The 21,464-nt window shown below is 37.1% G+C and carries 19 protein-coding genes and 1 other annotated feature; of the genes, 14 read left to right on the top strand and 5 right to left on the bottom strand.

Translation table 11 applies throughout. The annotated features are described in order from the left end of the window. From addA to B2R82_RS13595, 5 genes are all read left to right on the top strand, one after another. Positions 1-2,480: helicase-exonuclease AddAB subunit AddA (addA, locus tag B2R82_RS13615; RefSeq protein WP_286925377.1), on the top strand; the 2,480-nt coding region annotated here is incomplete at its 5' end. Between the two features lie 85 nt (positions 2,481-2,565). After that, the gene (locus B2R82_RS13610) at positions 2,566-3,732 is read left to right on the top strand and encodes a DUF418 domain-containing protein (protein WP_286925376.1); all 1,167 of its coding nucleotides are present in this window, start codon (positions 2,566-2,568) and stop codon (positions 3,730-3,732) included. Positions 3,733-3,857: 125 nt separating this feature from the next. Continuing rightward, on the top strand, positions 3,858-4,760 hold the full coding sequence (locus tag B2R82_RS13605) for a fumarylacetoacetate hydrolase family protein (RefSeq protein WP_286925375.1): 903 nt from the start codon (positions 3,858-3,860) through the stop codon (positions 4,758-4,760). 136 nt (positions 4,761-4,896) lie between these two features. Further along, positions 4,897-5,265, top strand: a complete 369-nt coding sequence (locus B2R82_RS13600) for a YisL family protein (RefSeq protein WP_286925374.1) — start codon at positions 4,897-4,899, stop codon at positions 5,263-5,265. A 456-nt stretch (positions 5,266-5,721) separates the two neighbouring features. Further along, positions 5,722-7,191 (top strand): alpha-amylase family glycosyl hydrolase, encoded by a 1,470-nt coding sequence (locus tag B2R82_RS13595; protein ID WP_286925380.1) that lies wholly within the window; start codon positions 5,722-5,724, stop codon positions 7,189-7,191. Between the two features lie 48 nt (positions 7,192-7,239). Here the strand turns inward: B2R82_RS13595 and B2R82_RS13590 are convergent, their stop codons facing one another. Together B2R82_RS13590 and B2R82_RS13585 are read right to left on the bottom strand one after the other, a co-directional pair. After that, complete coding sequence (locus B2R82_RS13590; protein WP_286925373.1) at positions 7,240-8,097, bottom strand: DegV family protein; 858 nt, start codon at positions 8,095-8,097, stop codon at positions 7,240-7,242. A 125-nt stretch (positions 8,098-8,222) separates the two neighbouring features. Further along, the gene (locus B2R82_RS13585; RefSeq protein WP_286925372.1) at positions 8,223-9,032 is read right to left on the bottom strand and encodes a Cof-type HAD-IIB family hydrolase; all 810 of its coding nucleotides are present in this window, start codon (positions 9,030-9,032) and stop codon (positions 8,223-8,225) included. Between the two features lie 121 nt (positions 9,033-9,153). Between B2R82_RS13585 and B2R82_RS13580 the strand changes: the two genes are divergently transcribed. Both B2R82_RS13580 and B2R82_RS13575 read left to right on the top strand, forming a co-directional pair. Further along, positions 9,154-9,918, top strand: coding sequence for a prolyl oligopeptidase family serine peptidase (locus B2R82_RS13580; protein WP_286925371.1), 765 nt, complete (start codon positions 9,154-9,156; stop codon positions 9,916-9,918). 52 nt (positions 9,919-9,970) lie between these two features. Further along, positions 9,971-10,279 carry a metal-sulfur cluster assembly factor gene (locus B2R82_RS13575; protein WP_103117491.1) on the top strand — a complete coding sequence of 103 codons (309 nt, stop codon included), beginning with the start codon at positions 9,971-9,973 and terminating at the stop codon, positions 10,277-10,279. A gap of 183 nt (positions 10,280-10,462) precedes the next feature. Here B2R82_RS13575 and B2R82_RS13570 read toward each other — a convergent pair whose 3' ends face one another. Continuing rightward, positions 10,463-11,149, bottom strand: coding sequence for a Crp/Fnr family transcriptional regulator (locus tag B2R82_RS13570; RefSeq protein ID WP_313373208.1), 687 nt, complete (start codon positions 11,147-11,149; stop codon positions 10,463-10,465). 260 nt (positions 11,150-11,409) lie between these two features. Between B2R82_RS13570 and B2R82_RS13565 the strand changes: the two genes are divergently transcribed. Beyond that, a complete protein-coding gene (locus B2R82_RS13565) occupies positions 11,410-13,536 on the top strand; it encodes an ATP-dependent Clp protease ATP-binding subunit (protein WP_286925369.1) in 2,127 nt (708 codons plus the stop codon). 45 nt (positions 13,537-13,581) lie between these two features. Here B2R82_RS13565 and B2R82_RS13560 read toward each other — a convergent pair whose 3' ends face one another. After that, positions 13,582-13,776, bottom strand: a complete 195-nt coding sequence (locus B2R82_RS13560; protein ID WP_286925368.1) for a YjzD family protein — start codon at positions 13,774-13,776, stop codon at positions 13,582-13,584. A 448-nt stretch (positions 13,777-14,224) separates the two neighbouring features. Here B2R82_RS13560 and B2R82_RS13555 point away from each other — a divergent pair, with 448 nt between their 5' ends. The 3 genes from B2R82_RS13555 to B2R82_RS13545 all read left to right on the top strand — a co-directional run bounded on the left by B2R82_RS13555 (position 14,225) and on the right by B2R82_RS13545 (position 16,773). After that, positions 14,225-15,163: a beta-ketoacyl-ACP synthase III gene (locus tag B2R82_RS13555; RefSeq protein ID WP_286925367.1), complete on the top strand. Its 939-nt coding sequence runs from the start codon at positions 14,225-14,227 to the stop codon at positions 15,161-15,163. Between the two features lie 30 nt (positions 15,164-15,193). After that, complete coding sequence (gene fabF, locus B2R82_RS13550; RefSeq protein ID WP_286925366.1) at positions 15,194-16,435, top strand: beta-ketoacyl-ACP synthase II; 1,242 nt, start codon at positions 15,194-15,196, stop codon at positions 16,433-16,435. A gap of 107 nt (positions 16,436-16,542) precedes the next feature. Next, positions 16,543-16,773, top strand: a complete 231-nt coding sequence (locus B2R82_RS13545; RefSeq protein WP_286925365.1) for a hypothetical protein — start codon at positions 16,543-16,545, stop codon at positions 16,771-16,773. A 42-nt stretch (positions 16,774-16,815) separates the two neighbouring features. Here the strand turns inward: B2R82_RS13545 and trpS are convergent, their stop codons facing one another. Next, positions 16,816-17,805, bottom strand: coding sequence for a tryptophan--tRNA ligase (gene trpS, locus B2R82_RS13540; RefSeq protein ID WP_286925364.1), 990 nt, complete (start codon positions 17,803-17,805; stop codon positions 16,816-16,818). Positions 17,806-17,920: 115 nt separating this feature from the next. Continuing rightward, positions 17,921-18,145 (bottom strand) — a binding site (T-box leader). Between the two features lie 517 nt (positions 18,146-18,662). Between trpS and spxA the strand changes: the two genes are divergently transcribed. The 3 genes from spxA to B2R82_RS13525 all read left to right on the top strand — a co-directional run bounded on the left by spxA (position 18,663) and on the right by B2R82_RS13525 (position 21,429). Continuing rightward, a complete protein-coding gene (gene spxA / locus B2R82_RS13535) occupies positions 18,663-19,058 on the top strand; it encodes a transcriptional regulator SpxA (RefSeq protein WP_025116803.1) in 396 nt (131 codons plus the stop codon). A 430-nt stretch (positions 19,059-19,488) separates the two neighbouring features. Beyond that, on the top strand, positions 19,489-20,157 hold the full coding sequence (gene mecA, locus B2R82_RS13530; RefSeq protein ID WP_286925363.1) for an adaptor protein MecA: 669 nt from the start codon (positions 19,489-19,491) through the stop codon (positions 20,155-20,157). 150 nt (positions 20,158-20,307) lie between these two features. Next, a complete protein-coding gene (locus tag B2R82_RS13525) occupies positions 20,308-21,429 on the top strand; it encodes a competence protein CoiA (RefSeq protein ID WP_286925362.1) in 1,122 nt (373 codons plus the stop codon). The last annotated feature ends 35 nt before the right edge of the window (positions 21,430-21,464 follow it).

Raw genomic sequence — 21,464 nt, 5'->3', positions numbered from 1 at the left:
CAAAGGCTTACCTATCCATATCAAATATGCTGCAAGAAACAATTTTACAGCTTGTGAAAACAGGTGAAGAACAAGATGGAAATCTCTTTATGGTGGGAGACGTTAAGCAAAGTATATATCGCTTCCGTTTAGCAGAGCCAAAGCTCTTTATGCGCAAATATGGGGAGTTTTTGGAGACTCCTGATACGACTGGCATGCGCATTGATTTAAATGCAAACTTCCGAAGTCGGAAAGAGGTATTAAACGCTACAAACTATATTTTTGCACAGATTATGGGTGAGCGTGTTGGAGAAATTTTATATGATGAAAAGGCCTCGTTAAAACCAGCGGCACCTTATGATGATCGGGAGGTGCCGGTAGAGCTTGTTATCATGCATCCCCCTCTGGAGGAGGAGCTGGATGAAGAGTCAGAGGATACTACAACAGAAGAAGCCACAGAGCTTGAGGAATTAAAAAATTCACAGTATGAGGCTCGATTTATTATTGATCGAATTCGGCAGATGATGGAGGATGGAACGACTGTTTACGATACCAAAACAAAGACTGAACGTCCATTAAAATATAGTGATATTGTGATTTTAATGCGTTCCATGACTTGGTCAACCGACTTGGTGGAGGAATTTAAGCTTGCTGGAATTCCGCTGTATGCAGAGTCCTCTAAAGGTTATTTTGATGCGTTAGAGGTTATGATTATGCTAAATGTACTGAAGGTCGTCGATAATCCCTATCAGGATATTCCTTTAGCCTCTGTACTCCGTGCCCCCTTTGTTGGCTTAACGGAAAATGAACTGGCGAAAATCCGGTTAGCGGATACTAAGGCTCCATTTTATGATGCATTAAGGCAATTTATTCGCAGTGAAGGGCATGGTGTACAATCTGTCACATTTGAGAAGCTTCAACGTTTTATGCTGGCATTTGAAAACTGGCGAGATTTAGCACGCCGCGGCTCATTATCCGATCTAATTTGGAAAATTTACTTAGATACGCATTATTATGAGATGGTAGGTGCTATGCCAAATGGCAAACAGCGTCAGGCTAATCTACGAATTTTACATGATCGAGCTTTAATGTATGAGCAAACTTCTTTTAGAGGGCTATTTCGTTTTTTACGCTTTATTGATCGAATGCGTACACGTGGCGATGACCTAGGAACAGCCAAATCAATCGGAGAAAAAGATGATGTTGTACGTCTTGTTACGATTCACTCTTCAAAGGGATTAGAGTATCCAGTAGTGTTTGTTGCTGGGATGGGCAGACCATTTAACAAAATGGATTTCCATCTACCTTATTTATTCGATCAGGATTTTGGTCTTGCTGTAAAAGCAATTGATCCAGACAATCGTATTATGTATACATCCTTACCATTTTTAGCATTGAAGGAGAAAAAGGAGCTTGAAATGCGTGCGGAGGAAATGCGTGTATTGTACGTTGCGATGACACGTGCAAAGGAGCGATTAATCTTAATAGGCTCAGTGAAAAATTGGCATAAAATACGTGATAATTGGCAGGATGCACAAAGTCTATCCTTGGATGCCCCGCTGCAGGAGTATTTACGCGCAAGGGCAAATAGCTACTTTGATTGGATAGGTCCTGCAGTTGCAAGACATGCTGATTTTGCAACGATTGCGACAACTCCCTATCAACCATTGGAAGATGCCTCGCATTGGTGGATTCGTCCGATTAAAACTAGTCATTACATGTACGATATACATGCGCTAGAAAATGAGGTACAACAATTACTTGAAACGCCAGAAGATGAAGCCATGCTAACAACAATTACGACACGCTTTCAAGCACAGTATCCTTTTCAAAAATCCACAAGGAAGCGTTCGAAAACATCTGTTAGTGAAATAAAACGTTTGGAAAATTTACAAAGGCAAAATGAGCCTGAATATTATTTTACTTCACCTTCTAGGCAGCAATCGACATCTGTTGCACCAAGACCATCCTTTTTACAGCATCAGCAGTTCACAGGTGCAGAAATTGGAACAGCCATTCATACGGTTATGCAGCATATCCCTCAAAATGGTTTTCTGAATATCCAAGAGGTACAGAGGTTTGTTGCTGATTTAGTAACAAGGCAGCTGCTGACAGAGTCTGAGGGACAAGTGGTTTCTGCAGAGAAAATTTTTAATTTCTTTACAACAGAGATTGGACAGCGCTTTAAAAAAGCACGACAACTCAGAAGAGAAATGCCGTTCACCATTAGTAGAGTAGATGAAGATGGTGATGCTCAAATTGTACAAGGTATAATTGATTGCTTATTTGAGGATGAAAATGGGAATTGGGTGTTATTAGATTATAAGACAGACCGAATTCAAGCACATTTTGCAAAGGAGCCTGCGTTATCGAAGGAATTATTAGATCGATATGGCGTTCAGCTAAAGGTTTATAGTGAAGCAATTGAATCCATTCTTCAGATTCAAATTAGTGATAAAGTATTGTATTTATTTGATATTGAACGATCCATACATGCATAAACATGGCCATTGCAGTGAACAGAGCTTTCCAAGTAGGAAGTGGCTCTGTTTCACTACAGGGCAAAAAGAAAGAGGAGGTTATGTGGTGGATTTCAAACCGACAATGTTGCAGGAGCGTATTGCAACATTAGATATTTTACGAGGTATTAGCTTGTTAGGGATCCTACTCGTTAATATGTTTGCTTTTTATTTACCGATGCCATATATTGACCTGGCATCATGGTTTACAACACCATCAGATATCGTTTGGCAGCAAAATTTAGATATATATGTACAAAGTAGCTTTTATCCCCTATTTGCAATGCTATTTGGCTATGGGCTCGCTATGCAATGGCAAAAAGCACAGAGTCGTCAGCAAAATTTTTATACGATAGGGCTACGACGACTAACAGTACTATTTGTATTTGGATTGCTGCATGCTTTGTTAATTTGGTGGGGCGATATTTTAATGATGTACGCTTTTTGTGGCGTGTTTTTATTACTATTACTGCGTCTTCAGTCAGTTTGGTTAGTAACAATCAGTGCGATCATTTTTGGTGTTTTCCAAGCCTTTATGTTACTCGTTGTAGGATTTATTCATTTTGATACAAAGGTAGATGAATATTTAGATATTACATCCGTTGAGAAGGCAATAACGGCTTATGGTACGGGGAATTGGGTAGATGCCTTTATGCAGCGTCTAACTGATTTATCGATCCAAATGAGTATTGGCATGTGGTTTGTCTCTTTATTTACAATTTTACCGTACATGCTATTAGGTGCAGCAGCGTCCAAATGGCGTTTAGTGGAAAGAGCAAGAGAACTTAAGTGGCTATGGATGGCGTTAGCGATAGGTGGGTTGGCAATTGGTATTTTAGTGAAGAGTTTACCTGTTATGCTTACGCGTACGTATCTTTTCGATTACTTAAAGGTTTACATAGGTGGCCCGATTTTATCTATCGGTTATATAGGGCTTATTGTATTACTTTGCTTACTCCCTGTTATTCCAAAGCTTCTAACTCCCTTCGCGAAAATTGGACGAATGTCGTTAACAATGTACATACTTCAATCCATTATTGGAACGATTTTATTTTATCAGTTTGGATTTGGGTGGTATGGGAAAGTAAGTGTTGCAACCGGTGTGTTAATTGCACTAGGCATAATAATTGTGCAAATGATACTAGCGGAAATTTGGCTAACAAAATGGAGGCAAGGTCCTTTAGAAGCGATTTGGCGTAAATTAACATATAAAATAAAATTGAATGAAAGTTAAGTATTTTCTACTTCAATAGCATAAAGTATGTAGAATTAACAACAATAAAAATTGTTATCGCAAAAGTAAGGCAATTTCTATCATATTGTTGTATTATGTAGAAAAAAGAAGGAGCTCTTTAAATCATGAAAATTTTATCGTTTAAATTAGGTGGACATGTTAGTTTTGGCCCGAAAGTAAAAAAAGAAGAAGCGGTATGGGATGTACTCGCTATTCAAAATGAACTTCAAGTTCTCCCTTCTTTTTCAAGTTCAATCGTGGATGGTATTGCGTTAGGCTTTGATTTTGTTGAACAGATTCGTAAATTAGTAGAAGCGGCTGAAAAATCAGATCGTGCAGATAGCTTTAAACGTGAATTCACAGTGATAGAATGGTTATCACCAATTCCACGTACGCCGAAAAATATTATGTGTGTTGGTAAAAACTATGATGAACATGCAAAAGAAATGGGGGCAGAGGCAGCTCCGACAGATTTAATGGTATTTACAAAATCTCCAACAGCAATTGCAGCTGATGGTCAAACAATTTCAATACATGCAGGTCTTTCTTCAAAACTAGATTATGAAGGTGAGCTTGCGGTCGTTATTGGTAAACGTGGTAAAAATATACCGAAAAACTTAGCATATGATTATGTATTTGGTTACACAATTGCTAACGATATTACAGCTCGTGATTTACAAGAAAAACATAAGCAATTTTTCTTAGGAAAAAGCTTAGATGGAACTTGCCCACTTGGACCATACCTTGTGACAAAAGATGAAATTCCAAATCCTCAAGATTTAACAATTGTCACAAAAGTAAATGATGAAGTGCGTCAAAATGGCTCCACTAAGGATATGATGTTCACTGTAGAATCGCTCGTATCTATTTTATCTCAACATGTAACTTTAGAGCCAGGTGATGTAATATTAACAGGTACGCCAGCTGGTGTTGGCAAAGGCATGAATCCGCCTCAATTTTTACAAGCAGGAGATACTGTAAAAGTATCGATTCAGGGCATTGGTACATTAGTAAATCATTTTGAATAATTTTTTTAATCCGCGTGAGTTTTTTTCTCCGCGGATTTTTAAGTATATTATGTGAACACTATTGTAATGTTTGAAACCCTTTCCATCCCATGATAGGATAGAATTTGATAGAAAAAAGAATATGAGGTGAAAGAAAATGAGTTTTTTAACAAGCCAAACACATGTGCATATTACAACTTGGGTAATTGCTATTGTCATTTTTTTAATTGCTTCATTTACGGGCAATAAGTCAAAGGGCTTACATATGACATTACGTTTATTCTACATTTTAGTTATCATTACTGGTATCGCACTCTTTAATGAGGGAAGAAATTATGGCATGGGAATGCTTTATGGCTTTAAATTCCTAGGCGGTATTTTAGTTATCGGTATGATGGAAATGGTATTAGTTCGCCAAAAGAAAAATAAATCAACAGTTATGTTCTGGATTTTATTTGCATTATTCCTATTCATCACATTGTTCCTAGGCTTCAAGCTGCCAATGGGTCAAGATTTCTTAGCATAATCTTTGGAAAAGTCGTGAAGTTTTCGCTTCCCGACTTTTATTTTTTGTAAAAAATCATAGAAATTTTAGCAGAAAAATCGCTCGGGTTGGACGAGAAACTGCTCAGGTATATCGAAAAATTGCTCGGGTTGGATGTGAAACTGCTCAGGTATAACGAAAAATCGCTCAGGTTGGACGGGAAACTGCTCAGGTATATCGAAAAACGCTCGGGTTGGACAAAAACTGCTCAGGTATAAAGAAAAAACGCTCGGGTAGAGTAAAGAACAGCTTTGGTATGCCAAAAATTTGCTCCGCCAGGAAGAAAACTGCTTAGCTCCCCATTAAAGGACCTCATAAGGGAAAGTTGACACCTTTTTGTCGTAATTCATTTTGCATTTTCGGAAAATATTTTGAAATGATAGCTACGTAACTGTTTTATTTGGTAAAATGACGATGGATTGGTTTGAAAGAGAGGGAATGAAAGTGAAATTCAAGAAGTGGATAAGTGCAACAGCTGCAACGCTTTTACTAGCAACTTCATTAATAAGTGCAATACCAGTTGCACATGCTGATGAAGTGTCGACAAGAACAATTGCAGAAGAAAGCATCTATGATTTACTCGTTGACCGTTTCTTTAATGGTTCGGGCACTAACGATTTTGATACAAATACACAAGACCCTTCAAAGTTTGCAGGGGGCGATTTTACAGGTTTACAAGATAAGCTGAATTTCATTGGCGAAATGGGCTATACGATTGTTTCTATTGGTCCTATTTTTTCTACAGAAAAATATGATGGTTCAATGCCAACAAGCTACTCGACAATCGAACGACATTTTGGAACTTCGGAAGAATTTCAAAGTGTTGTAGAAGCCTATAAAGCTAAAAATATGGCCATTATGGTTGATTTTCCACTCAACAATGTAAGTCCCAACCATGAGTGGGCAAAAGATTCTGCGAAACAAAATTGGATTGCTTCCACAAATAATGGGCAAGTACAGTGGGACTTAACGAACAAAGAGGTGCAAGAAGCACTTATAAAATCAGCAACAGACTTTGTCTCTACATATGATATTGGTGGAATTCGTTTAACAAATATTGCAGATGCTGATACCGCATTCGTTGATAAAGTTATAGCAGCATTAAAAGATGCAAAAAAGTCTCTCTATATCATTTCAAATGAAGCAAGTGATGCCAATTTTGATGCAAGTTTTTCACCTGAAACAGCCGATATTTATCGTAATATTTTCAAAAATGTTGATATGGATTCGTCCAAGCTAATGGAGCCTTTTACAGGTGATAAACCAACACAAATAATGGTGGATTCTTTAGAAACACATCGTTTTACATTTGATTCTGCAAATGAAAATATGTTCCCGCCAACTCGATTAAAAATGGCAATGGGTACTTTATTTATGTTACCAGGAACTCCTATTGTGCAATATGGTACAGAAATTGCAATGAATGGTGAAGCGAAGCCAGATACGCATCAAATCTTCAACTTTAAAACAGATGAAGAACTTATCAAATATATTAAAAATGTCCAATCATTGCGCAATAAATCTGCCACATTACGTAAAGGTGATTTTGAAGTTATCACGAATGAAAATGGTTTACTTGTGTTTACACGTACATCTGATGAAGAGAAGTGGGTCATCATGGTCAACAATACGGGGAAAACACAGCGTGTGGATTTAACACCAACCCAGCTAGGCGAAGGTAAAATGCTAAATGGTATTTTACATGAGGAAAAGGTTCGTATTAATGAAAAGGATGTTTATCCTGTTATTTTAGATCGTGAAATGGTTGAGATTTATCAGGTTAAAAATGATGAAGGATTCAATATTCCCTATATGATAGCACTTGGATTAGTATGGGTAATATTTATAGGGTTTGTCTTTGTAATCATTAAACGTGGTAAAGTCCGTCGTCAGGAGCAAGATGCATAATATTAAAGACCCCTCTACACAACTTTTCGGTGTAAAGGGGTTTTTGTCTTAAGCATGATAGCTTTTATTCGTAAAGAAGATAGCGATTGTACCTGGTCCTACATGGGAACCGATAGCTGAACCAATCATAGTTACTTGTATTTCTTTAGGAGAAAATCTTTCTTGGATGGCGGCTTTTACATCGCTTGCAAAGGCAGCATCATCACTATGGCTAATACCAACAACTTTCTCAGAGAAATTCCCACCGCGCTCTTGCATTAATTCTAACATGCGAGCAATTGCTTTTTTGCGCCCACGCGATTTTTCAATAGGAACAAGCTTACCATCTTCTACATTTAAAATAGGCTTAATACTTAGAAGCCCACCTAAAAAAGCACTTGCCTTTGATACACGCCCACCCTTGGCAAGATAGTCTAAATCCTCAACTGTAAAAAGGTGCTCTATTTGAGGGGCTAGGGCAGTAATTCTAGCTTCGATGTCCTCTAATGGAGCTCCTAGGTCTCGAAGACGAACCGCTTCTTCGATCACTAGCCCATGACCCAATGAGGCACATTTAGAGTCAATAATCGCCAATTTAAGTGATGGATATTGCTCTTGTACTTGATTGCGAATCATGACAGCTGTACTATAGGTGCCAGATAATTCTGATGAAAAGGCGATATAAATACCTTCCTCCTCATTTTTTGCTAGATTTTCAAAGTGCTTCAGAAAAAGCTCCGGTGATACTTGAGATGTTTTTGGGCGAGCACCTTGACGAATAGCATTGTAAATCTCTTTTGAATCAATCGACATGACATCATCATATTCATTGTTGTTCAAATGCACTCGTAATGGTAGCAGAACGATATCATTTTCTTTGTAGTAAGACTTTGGTAGATCACATCCGCTATCAGTAAAAATCTTCATCATTTTGTCCCCCTACATACATTTTTTTACTTTAATTTGAGTAACACTAGCATTTTAATAAATAGATTAACATTGCCCAAATAAATGAGGTCTATACAGTAGATGTTTTTGTGAAAACTTACTAACTATGATAATTTTAAGCGTTCAATGAGTAATTTAGCAATACCGTCATCATTATTGGATGTTGTAATTTCATTAGCGATATTTTTTAAGGACGCAATCCCATTACCCATTGCTACACCTACTCCAGCATATTCAATCATTTCTAAGTCATTATCTTCATCACCGAATGCGATAATCCGATCACGTGGAATTCCTAAATCCTTAGCCACATGTGCAATTCCTACTGCTTTATTTAAGCCGCGTCGAACAATCTCAATAATATGAAGTGGTGCACCCCAGCGACGGTGCTCAATAACCTCTGCATGTACAGCCTGCAAATGATCACGTATAATCATTGAGTTTACCTCATTTGCTTGAATCAGAAGGCTTGTTGGATTTTCTAATAAGTGTGTATAAAGATCGCCAAGCGTAATTTTTGGATTCCCCATATTAAATATATTTAATATTCGCTCATCCTCTGTATGCACGTAAATATCATCCTTTACTTCAGCAATAATATTTTCGTATTCATAGGTATTAATTGAATCGACGACATCATGTACAACCCCTAAATCGATTGGTGTATGCACAGTCTGCCATGCAGCATTTTTTGGATGATGAACGTAAGCACCATTAAAATTTACGATAGGTGTTGTAAGGCCAAGCTCATGATAGTAAATATCACTTGCACGATATGGTCGACCAGTAGCAATCATAATCTGGTGACCCTGTTCCTTAGCCTGGAATAATGTTTTTTTTGTTTTTGCTGAAATTTGCTGTTGATCAGTTAACAAAGTACCGTCTAAATCTAAAACGATTAAATGAGGTTTCATAGCTCGTTGCCCCTTTCCTATAGTTTGAATAGTATCTCTTTGTTATCCATTCGTCAAAATTTTGTCACAGTGAAAAAAGTTTGCTAACATAAAGAGGAGACAAAAGTTGGGAGTGACAAAAATGATTGTAGAAAAAGAAGTGTGGGGAAATATTCCGTTATTGCATATACATAATGATGATATGAATGAAGAAACCCCCGTTGTAATTTTCTTACATGGTTTTATGAGTGCGAAAGAACATAACTTACATTATGCATATCAATTAGTCGAAAAAGGGGTGCGTGTCCTTTTACCGGATGCAAAATTCCATGGTGAACGTAGTGAGGGTCTAAGTGAGATGCAAATGAACATACATTTCTGGGATATTGTTTTAAATTCTATCCATGAGATTGAACAATTATATAATGGATTAAAGAATAAACATTTATTAGTGCATGATAAAATTGGTATTGCTGGTACGTCGATGGGAGGAATTGTCACGTCTAGTTGCTTAAAGCGCTATGAGTGGATACAAACCGCGGCAGTATGTATGGGGGCACCAGGCTTTGTAAAATTAGGTGAATACCAGCTACAGCAGTTTGCGAAAAACGGGATGCATTGGCCAATGTCAGAGGAAGAAATACAGCAGGCGAATGAGCTTCTTGCCACTTATGATATCACTCTAACACCAGAAAAATTTGCGCGTCGCCCAGTACTTTTTTGGCATGGAGAAAAGGATAAAACCGTCCCTTTTAAAGAAACGTATGATTTTTATTTAACTTTATGCAAATACTATGAGACAAACCCTGAGGACCTAAAATTTATTGCAGAAAAAAAAGCAGGACATGCTGTGTCACGAGAGGGCATGTTAGCAGCGACTGAATGGCTTGCACAGCATTTGGCATAATAAGATGCATCTGCTATGATAAGGTTAACACTACGCTGAAAGGAGAAATAAAATGGATCAAGATATGAAAGATAGCATGTTAGGTGCATTAGAGAATGTAATTGACCCTGAGCTTGGTATTGATATAGTCAACTTAGGTTTAGTATATGATGTGGATTTAGATGATGAGGGTGTGGCGACTGTTACTATGACATTAACATCTATGGGGTGCCCGCTCGGACCAGTCATTGTGGACCAAGTTAATACAGCTCTAGGTGAACTTCCAGAAGTAAAATCAACAAATGTCAACATTGTATGGAACCCACCATGGTCAAAGGATAAAATGTCACGCTATGCCAAAATGGCGTTAGGTGTTCGATAAATCAATTTCGCCTTGGCATAATTGTAGCTGCCGCATTGCTTTCGCACAGATAAATTGCCACAGGACGTTGCGTTTTTAGACTGAGTTCCACTATTTCAGTAGTTGTTTGGACACCTACTGAAATGAATGAAGATAAATAAATCCCCGCTTATAACGGTAAGCGGGGATTTAACTTGTAACGATTTAATCGATACGGCATATTTGCAATGGACAATTCTCACAGGCAATTTCATCCTTTAAAAATTGTAAATCGTGAATGGTAATATAGCCTTTATCAAAAGATAAAATATGATGCTTTTTTAAATCATTGAGCATGCGATTAATCATTTCTCGGCTCGTTCCACACAAATTTGCAATTTCTGTATTGGTTAAAGGGCAATCGATAAAAATAGTGTTATTTTCTAAACGTTTGCCATAGGTATTTGAAAGTCGAATTAGGGTTGAAAATAAAGCGCCTTTTTTACCATTTAACACTAAATCGCGTAAACGACTTTGATGCTTTAAATTTTCTGCCTGTAGCCACTTCATATACTCCACCATAAGAGAAGGTTGTTCTACTAATAAGAGCTCTAACGATTGGCGGCTTAAAACATATAGCGTAGAAGACTCTAAAACCTTTGCAGTCATAGAATTATAAGAAAGATTACAAAATAATGAACCCTCTCCAATAATGCTGTCTGGACCACATATCCGAATGGTTAATTCCTTACCGCTCTCCGTTTCTTGGCTTATTGACACAACACCCGTTTTAATATAGTAGATTTCCTTTGCTCGTTCACCCTCTAAAAAAATTTTATTCCCTTTATTTACTTTAATAAATATTCCATGCTTTTGAAAAAGATCTTGAATTTTCTCATGCATATTATCCATTAATACCATATCTTCAACACATCGCTTTCTTTTTGTAATAATTGGCTATTATCACAAAAGAATGGTGGATTTCGATATAAAAACGAAGAAACATACTATTATTATAACGTAATTTCAATTTTTAAGTGTAAATTTTTAGTGCTTTTTCTTTGTCATATTTTATAGGTTCATGTAAAATAAAGTTAGTCAAAAAAGGTCAAACATAGTTAAAAAATGGGTATAGAAATTATGCTAAACATTATTGAAAAGGAGTGCTAATTATGCAGTTTCAACAAACAGATAACCAAAAGCCCTTAGAGCAATTTGGACGAAATTTAATTGAAGAAGTTAAAAATGGCAAAATGGACCCTGTTATTGGGCGTGATGAGGAAATTCGCAATGTTATTCGTATTTTAACACGTAAAACAAAAAATAATCCTGTGTTAATCGGAGAGCCTGGTGTCGGTAAGACAGCTATTGTTGAGGGATTAGCACAACGTATTGTAAAAGGGGATGTCCCTGAGGGTTTAAAAGAATGCGTCTTGTATGAGCTTGATATGAGTGCTCTCATTGCTGGAGCAAGCTATCGAGGTCAATTTGAAGAGCGCTTAAAGGGCGTCTTAAAGGAAGTAAAGGAATCTGAAGGACGGATTATTTTATTTATTGATGAAATTCATACCATTGTAGGTGCAGGAAAAACAGATGGAGCAATGGATGCTGGAAATATGCTGAAACCAATGCTTGCACGTGGGGAGCTTCATTGTATTGGTGCCACAACATTAGATGAATATCGAATGTATATTGAAAAAGATCCAGCTTTAGAGCGACGCTTCCAGCAAGTACTTGTGCGTGAGCCTTCAATAGAAGATACAGTTTCTATTTTACGCGGCCTTAAGGAGCGCTTTGAGCTACATCATGCGGTACGTATCCATGATCGCGCCATTGTAGCGGCGGCGGAACTTTCAAATCGTTATATCACAGAGCGTTTTCTACCAGATAAAGCTATTGATTTAATCGATGAAGCATGTGCCATGATCCGAACTGAAATAGATTCTATGCCACAGGAATTGGATGCTGTGACACGTCGTATTATGCAGCTAGAAATTGAGGAGCAGGCACTGCGTAAAGAAAAAGATGAGGCAAGTAAAAAACGGTTAGAGCAATTGCGCGGGGAGTTAACAAAGCTCAAGGAATCCTCAGAAGGCATGCGCAAACAATGGGAAGCAGAAAAAGAAGCTTTACATGGTATTCAAAAGAAGCGTGAAACACTAGACAAATATCGCCGTGATTTAGATGAGGCGGAAAGCAAATATGATTTAAATAAAGCTGCTGAATTACGTCATGGGAAAATACCTACTTTGGAAAAGGAAATTCAGAAAATGGAGAAACAATTAGAGAGTGGTACGGAATCACGCATCTTGCGTGAAGAAGTAACTGCTGAAGAAATTGCTTCCATTGTTTCTCGTTGGACAGGGATACCCGTAATGAAATTAGTGGAGGGTGAACGTGAAAAGTTATTGCGCTTAAAGGACACATTGCATGAGCGTGTCGTTGGACAAGATAATGCTGTTCAGCTTGTTACAGAAGCTGTATGGCGTGCAAGAGCGGGTATCAAGGATCCGCATCGTCCAATTGGTAGCTTTTTATTCCTTGGACCAACAGGTGTTGGTAAAACTGAGCTTGCCAAAGCTTTAGCTGCTCAGTTGTTTGATTCAGAGGATCACTTTATTCGTATTGATATGAGTGAATACATGGAGAAACATAGCGTATCACGTCTTGTAGGTGCACCCCCAGGTTATGTTGGCTATGAGGAAGGGGGACAATTAACAGAGGCTGTTCGTCGTAATCCGTATTCTGTTGTCCTTCTAGATGAAATTGAAAAAGCACACCCAGATGTAGCAAATATTTTATTGCAAATTTTAGATGATGGTCGCATTACGGATAGCCAGGGTCGTATGGTTAACTTTACAAACACTGTAGTGATTTTAACATCTAATATTGGGTCTAATTATTTAATGGAGGCGCAAGAAGGAGATGCAACAGTTGAAAATTTAGTGATGGCAGCATTGCGTCAGCACTTTAAACCAGAGCTGTTGAATCGTATGGATGATATCATTATGTTCCACGCACTATCAGATGAACATTTCACTGCCATTGCTTGGAAATATGTTGAACAGCTGGTCAAACGAGTGGCAGAACAGGAGATTACTCTACTGGTGGATCAAGAAGTAATTGACTGGGTTGTCCAACAGGGTGCAGATGCACAATTTGGTGCAAGACCATTAAAACGCTTTGTTCAACGTTATATCGAAACGGCCGTAGCGAAGGAATTACTACGTGGTGAGGTATTACCAGGAGAAACATTGCATGTTAGAATGCATGATGGCCAATGTGTCGTTGAAAAATAAACAAGAAAAAAACCTGTTTCACGTAAAATGAAACAGGTTTTTTAATTAATGATGGTCTGTCGCTTCTGGTGTTGGCTCGTTTGGTAAAATTGCACCAATAATAAAAATTAAAATGGAGAATACAACAGAAACGATTGCACCTGATTTAAAATCAAATGGTGCACCAAGTACAGAGCTTACTACATAGTTTAACATTGATACTAGTATAAATGACCATATGAATGTTATGATATATTGCATTAATTTCACCTCAACCGAACTTTTTATATTATAAAGTTTTACTACATATTCATTATCATATCATAACATAAATCGAAAAAAAAAGAAGCTTTTCTGTGAAACATGGCGAAATTGTCACAACAAGTGTTTAGAGTTTTTTTAGTAGTATTGATTGTTCTGCTTGCATAGTGTGGTACGTTACTTCATCACATATTTCAAGTGCTCAATAAGTGGGGGTCACATTCAAATAGAGTGGAGAGAGAAGTTACTCAACAAGAAATGTAGACGCCCCATATAAGAAAAGAGAGCCACTATTATCAAGACCCCATTCCAACATCTACCAGTCCCTTCCATTCATATTAGGGCAATGGGCATTAATTTTAATTCATCTTGCACCCCTCCTTCATTATGAGTTATAATTATGACCAGTTACTAATAATTGATAGTAAGAAAGCAGAGGGGTTGCTAAATGAACGCTGGTATTATAGGAATAGGCAAATACGTTCCAGAGAAGGTTATGACAAATTTTGATTTAGAAAAAATTATGGATACTTCAGATGAATGGATTCGAACTCGAACAGGGATCGAAGAGCGTCATTTTGCCGCAGACAATCAGGAAACTTCAGATTTAGCAGTTGCTGCAGCAAGAGAGGCTATTGCAAATGCAGGTATTACACCTGAAGAAATCGGTTTAATCCTAGTAGCCACAGTAACACAAGATCAAACATTTCCAAGTGTAGCATGTATGGTTCAGGAGCAAATTGGTGCAGTGAATGCAGCAGCGATGGACCAGGCTGCAGCTTGTGCAGGATTTATATATAGTTTAGTGACAGCAAAGCATTTTGTAGAAGCAAATGCTTATAAATATGTCTTAGTAGTAGGTGTTGAAAAGCTATCAAAGGTTATCGACTGGAATGATCGTAATACGGCTGTGTTATTCGGTGACGGAGCGAGTGCAGCAATAGTTGGCCCCGTATCGGAAGGTAGAGGCATATTATCATTTGAACTCGGTGCTGATGGTACAGGAGGAAAGAATCTGTATTTAACACAGCAAGATACTATTGCCATGAATGGTCGAGAAGTGTTTAAATTTGCTGTGCGCCAGATGGGTGAGTCTGCCGTTAATGTACTAGATAAAGCAGGCTTAACAAAAGAAGATGTGGACTTCTTAGTGCCACATCAGGCAAATATCCGAATTATGGAGTCTGCTCGAGAACGACTGGAGCTACCACCTGAAAAAATGTCAAAAACCATTCATAAATATGGTAATACTTCAGCAGCATCCATTGGCATTTCTTTGGTTGAAGAGCTTGAAGCAGGTAAGATTAAAGATGATGATTTATTGGTACTTGTTGGATTTGGCGGCGGTTTAACATGGGGCGCTGTTGCAATGCGATGGGGAAAATAATAAAGAAAAATGCTTGAGGGGAGTAAGACAATGAGTAAACGACGAGTAGTAATTACAGGAATTGGCGCAGTTACACCACTAGGAAATAGCATCGAAGAAACTTGGACTAACATTAAAGCTGGAAAATCTGGTATTGGCGAATTAACACGTTTAAATAAGGATCTTTTCGCAGCAAAAATTGCTGCTGAAGTGAAAGACTTTGATATTGAAAAATATATTGATCGTAAAGAAGCTCGTAAAATGGATCGCTTTACACATTATGCCCTTGCAGCGTCTATCATGGCAATGGAAGATGCACAATTAACAATTGATGAGGAGCTAGCACCACGTGCAGGTGTTTGGATTGGCTCTGGTATCGGTGGTATGGAGACATATGAACAACAATTTTTAACGTTCCAAGAGCGTGGTGCAAGACGTGTAAGCCCATTCTTTATTCCGATGATGATTCCAGATATGGCTTCAGGTCAAGTGTCGATACATTTAGGCGCAAAGGGTATTAACTCTTGCTCAGTGACTGCATGTGCTTCTGGTACAAACTCAATTGGTGATGCATTTAAAGTAATTGAACGTGGTGACGCAGATGTAATGATTTCGGGTGGAGCTGAATCACCGATCGTGACGATGGCTGTTGCAGGCTTCTGTGCCAATACAGCACTATCTTTAAATACAGATCCAAAAGCAGCTTGCCGTCCATTCGATAAAAATCGAGATGGTTTTATTATTGGTGAGGGTGCAGGTATTGTTATTCTAGAGGAATACGAGCATGCCAAAGCACGCGGTGCAAAAATCTATGCAGAAGTACTTGGCTACGGTGCAACAGGAGATGCTCATCATATTACGGCTCCTGCACCAGAAGGAGAGGGTGCTGCACGTGCAATGCTACAAGCGTTAGCGGATGGAGGCGTGGAACCTTCACAGGTTGATTATATTAATGCACATGGAACAAGCACACCTTATAATGATTTATTTGAAACACAGGCAGTAAAAAAAGCCTTTGGTGAGCATGCCTATCAACTAGCAATGAGTTCTACAAAATCGATGACAGGGCACTTATTAGGTGCTGCTGGTGGTATTGAAGCTATTTTTACAGCGTTAGCACTGAAAGAAGGTATTTTACCGCCAACAATTAATTTACATGAGCCAGACCCAGAATGCGATTTAGACTATGTTCCAAATGAAGCTCGAGAAGCAAACATTGTGTATGCAATAAGTAATTCACTTGGCTTTGGTGGGCATAATGCTAGTCTTCTATTTAAAAAATACGAGGGATAATTACTAAATTTTAAAAAACGTCAGCCTAATTTTACAAGGCTGACGTCTTTTTTTCTTTTTTTTCGAATAGATGATAATGAGAAATAAATTGAAAGGATGCTGCGACCATGTTCCGTCTTTTTTTATTTTTAATGAGCTACGGTTTAATAATTCTCTCAGTAGGGAATCTTATATTGTATTTAAATTATCGAACACTTGGGTACTCCTGGATCGTTGTCTTTAAATTTATGATGCATACAACAGAATTTTATATAGCTCTAGGATCAGCTATTGTGCTAGGAGCTATTGTCCTTGATCTTCGTATTGAAAAGATTTCTAGCCAAGAAGATAAAGTATGAACATTAGTATACCCTAAATTTGGTCAAGCATTAAACCCATTTTTATTTTCGTGTACGGCCAAGGCCCATTGCTTCTTCCATGCGTTTTAATGTAGCACTTGCAATAGCATTTGCCTTTTCAGCACCTTCATCTAAAATAATATCTAATTCGGAAGATTCTACCAAATGATAGAACTTCTCTTGAATTGGTGTCAGGTGATCAATAACTGCTGTGGCAACACCCTGTTTGAATCCACCATAGCCTACACCTTCATATTTTTTTACAAGATCCTCGATAGCAATGCCTGAAATAGCTGATTCGATTGTTAGTAGGTTAGAAACACCAGGTTTATTTTCCATGTCAAATACGACAATACCATCAGAGTCAGTGACAGCCGATTTAATTTTCTTTTCAATATCTTTTGCTGTATCTAAAAGCTTAATGGTTGCTTTTGTATTTGGATCAGACTTACTCATTTTTTTCGTAGGCTCTTGCAATGATTTAATGCGGGCTCCTGCCTTTGGTAATTGGATTTCAGGAATCGTTAAAACGTCACCATAACGTTTGTTAAAGCGCTCTGCAAGATCACGAGTAAGCTCAATATGCTGCTTTTGATCATCACCTACAGGTACAATATTTGTGTTATATAGAAGTATGTCAGCTGCCATTAATGGTGGGTATGTTAAAAGAGCTGCTGATACACTCTCCTTACCTTGAGATTTATCCTTGAATTGGGTCATACGTTCAAGCTCTCCAATTGATGCAACACATTGTAGCATCCAGCCTGCCTGTGCATGAGCTGGTACCTCTGATTGAATAAATAGTGTAGATTTTTTAGGATCAATCCCAGTAGCGATATAGGTAGCAGCTAGATTACGGATGTTTTGACGTAATTCTTGAGGATCCTGTGCCACTGTTATTGCATGTTGATCTACGATACAGTAGATTGCATTGCCCTCATCCTGTAATGCAGGAAATTGCTTGAACGCACCTAAATAGTTCCCTAAGGTTACAATTCCTGTTGGCTGTACGCCAGAAAAAATAGTTGTCATGTCATTTCCTCCTTGAATTCATTACCTCAGAGTGTTGTCTATTACATAATTACTTAGCTGAGGCTTCTTTTTTTATTCAATAAAAAAACATCATGCGTCCTCATTAGATTACTAATGAAGGGACGAATGATGTTTGAATCCGCGGTACCACCCAGCTTGCCAATTAAAGGCCACTCTACTTCGTAACGTGAAGGGACGAGCATTGCTAATAAACATACTTAGTCGTTCGCAAAGCTAACTCGGAAGTCCATTCCAGATGCTTACACGATCTGTTTACAGCAACCACAGACTCTCTAAACGTGTAAAATGCATATGTACTACTCTTCGTCAAAGTTTTTACTTCATTCAAAAACAGTCTTTCATCTCTCTAAAGACTTATTTGATGTATTGCAAAAAATTATATTATAAAGACTTAGTAAATTGCAAGTATGTAAAGTCAGACTTTTGGCGGTGTTTTTTTGCAGAAAAAAATTATATGCTTACTAAGCATGTTTTTTATTAGAAATTGCAACCAAAATTATGCAATAAACGTCTAATTTGTACACACTGAATTGACAATATTCTCGTTTAAAAATTTTAAATGAGAACAAAAACAAGGGAAAATGGAAGGTTTAAAATGCTTTGTAAATGGGAATATTAATAGTAGTTCGTTAGACATGTAAAGAAGAAGTTCTTATAATGAAAGCTGTATAAATAAACAGAATATTTCGAGATAAAGGTTTGTCTTTTTTTTTATTGGAACTATATTCAAACACCATAGAGTACTGTATAATGGTTATGTAGTTTTACATTACATTAATTCTAATTTAACACACTGGTTTATAGATAACGATTAAAAGGAAGGATGTGTCAGTATGATAGTAACATTATTTACTTCACCAAGTTGTACGTCTTGTCGAAAAGCGAAAGCATGGTTAGAGGAGCATGAAATTCCATATACAGAACGGAATATATTTTCTGAGCCGTTAAGCATTAGTGAAATTAAAAAAATTTTACGGATGACAGAGGATGGTACAGATGAAATTATTTCAACGCGTTCGAAGATTTTCCAAAAATTAAATGTAGATGTTGAAAGCTTACCATTGCAACGTTTATATGAATTAATTCAAGAATATCCAGGTCTATTACGCCGTCCCATTATTTTAGATGAAAAACGTTTACAGGTTGGCTATAATGAGGATGAAATTCGACGTTTCTTACCTCGTAAGGTTCGTGCTTATCAATTACAAGAAGCACAGCGCATGGTGAACTAATTTTTCCCTTTACTGCATAGAATAAATAGTAGATGTTACAAATCCTATTGTGACATCTATTTTTTTGTGTTTTACTTATGTAAAATCCTCTATATAAAGTATAATAAATAGTAGGGAAAAGTCATATATTTCCGTTAAAGTATGTTAAACTTGATTTAAGATAAATAGTTTACTACAATTTCAATAATTCAAATATCTTCTGTGAAACGGTGTATATCCTTTTCATTTTATGACGGAACAGCATACAATAGAATTAGAGACAACTGTGAAATAAAAATTGATCGATTCATCGGTTGCTCAACAGTTTTACTGTAGTGTAGTCAAAGGTTGAAAAACAAATGGAGTATGAAGGTTAAAAAAGATGAATAAAAGCATACTAATGAAACAAAACTGTTTTTCGACAAATGACAGTGAAGGGAGATGAGGTCTAGTGGACATCGAACGTGTAAATGAAAATACACTCAAGCTCTTTATTACGTACAATGATATAGAGGATCGCGGCAATAGTCGTGAAGAAATTTGGTACAATCGAGCAAAGGGTGAACAACTTTTTTGGGATATGATTGATGAAGTAAATACGGATGATTATTTTGATGTTGAAGGTCCGATTTGGATTCATATCAATGCGTCTGAAGTAGGCTTGGAAATCATTGTCACACGTGCACACATATTAAAAGACGGTGAAACATTAGATGGTCATTCGCATTTTGATGAACAAAAAGATATGTATGCCCCTTTTGATGAAGTTGGAGAGGATCTTCTTAGCCAGCTAACTCAATTTGGTGACATAGATGAGTCAGAATTATTTACGGATACAGATATTTATGTTTATAAATTTAAAGATATTGATGAGTTAATCCCTGTAGCGAAACGTATGACAGACGAATTAGTGGATTCCTCATTGTTCAAATATGAAGGTTGGTACTATCTAGTAGTTGATTTTGTAAACGCTGACGAAGATTTAAATCGTCACGACAGAAATGCTGTTATCAAAGAATTTTTAAGTCCATCAAATTTCACAATTCATCGCTTAGAGGAATACGGTGAAAAAATTATGGAATTTAATTGCTTTGAAACAGTGCGCAAATACTTTCATTAAATAATTTACCTTTTAGGCTGTAAACCCTTGATTCAATCAAGTTGTTTACAGTCTTTTTTGAGTTTAATTTTTAAATTTCAAGAAAAAGCCGTTAAATAGTTGTTGCTAGATAAGTACTTCCTTACAATTAGGCAAAAAGGAGACGATTTTATGTTAATTGCCTATAATGAGGAGCGGCAGCTTTTTCTCCCATATCAATATACGAGGGAAGATTTGCAAAGATATAGGCGATTTATGAAATTTTATTGCCCACAATGTCAGCATCCTGTTCACCTTAAAATCGGTAAATATAATATCCCTCATTTTGCTCATCAATCAAAAAATAACTGTGCCCAGTTATTTGCCGAGGGTGAGTCACAACTTCACTTGCAAGGAAAACTACAATTATTCGAATGGCTAAAAAAGATAGGGCATACAGTAATGCTAGAGCCTTATTTAAAAAAGCTTTCGCAGCGGCCAGATTTACTTGTAACGAGTGATCGAAGGCAGGTTGCTATTGAATTTCAATGTAGCACAATCACTCATGAAAAATGGTTATCACGTACATTGGGATATAAGAAAAATGCTATTCAGGTATTATGGCTTTTTCAGACACCTCTAAAAAATTCATCTCTACAAGGCATTCAAAAGCTCAACATTTCCCCTATTTTGCAAAAAGTAATTGCGTATACAGCGCAAGACCAGCCCTATTTAATAACCTATGATGCAAAAACGGCTAGATTTATTTATTGGACGAATCTTTTGCCTGTTTATGGACATACTTTTATAGGAAAAGTTCAAGAAATAACTACTAATAAGCAGCACTTTCCATTTTATGAGCCTGTAGTGATTACAATAGAAGAATTCAGGCTATATTGGCAGCTTTATAAAAGATACTGTCGGCAATTTGCCTATCAGCGGCTACTACATAATCATAAGGGTGTACAGGATGCATTTTTACGTAGTTGCTATGAATTAGGTTTTACTCTTACTGCTATGCCTGATTACGTAGGTATACCTGTAAAAGCTAGTGAAGCAATTCCAATGTTCTCTCTCGAATGGCAAACCATTTTACATTATTTTTGCCGGGGTATTCAGCAATTGCCCCATGAACTAAATAAAAGCGAAATTCGATATTTTTTAAGTGAACAAAATATGGATATTACAGATCAAGCAGTGAAGGCTATTCAAAATTATGGAGCCATATTTGCGAAAAATTATCAAAACCATAATATTCCAGATATATGTGAGCATGTGTATGCACATTTATTTGCAATTGCCACAATATACTGAGAAAATATGAGAGTATAGGAAAAACTCACATAATA

The sequence above is a fragment of the Lysinibacillus sp. UBA6686 genome, from assembly GCF_002455205.1.
Taxonomy (GTDB): domain Bacteria; phylum Bacillota; class Bacilli; order Bacillales_A; family Planococcaceae; genus Lysinibacillus; species Lysinibacillus pakistanensis.
This window is presented reverse-complemented; position numbering and strand designations above follow the sequence as displayed.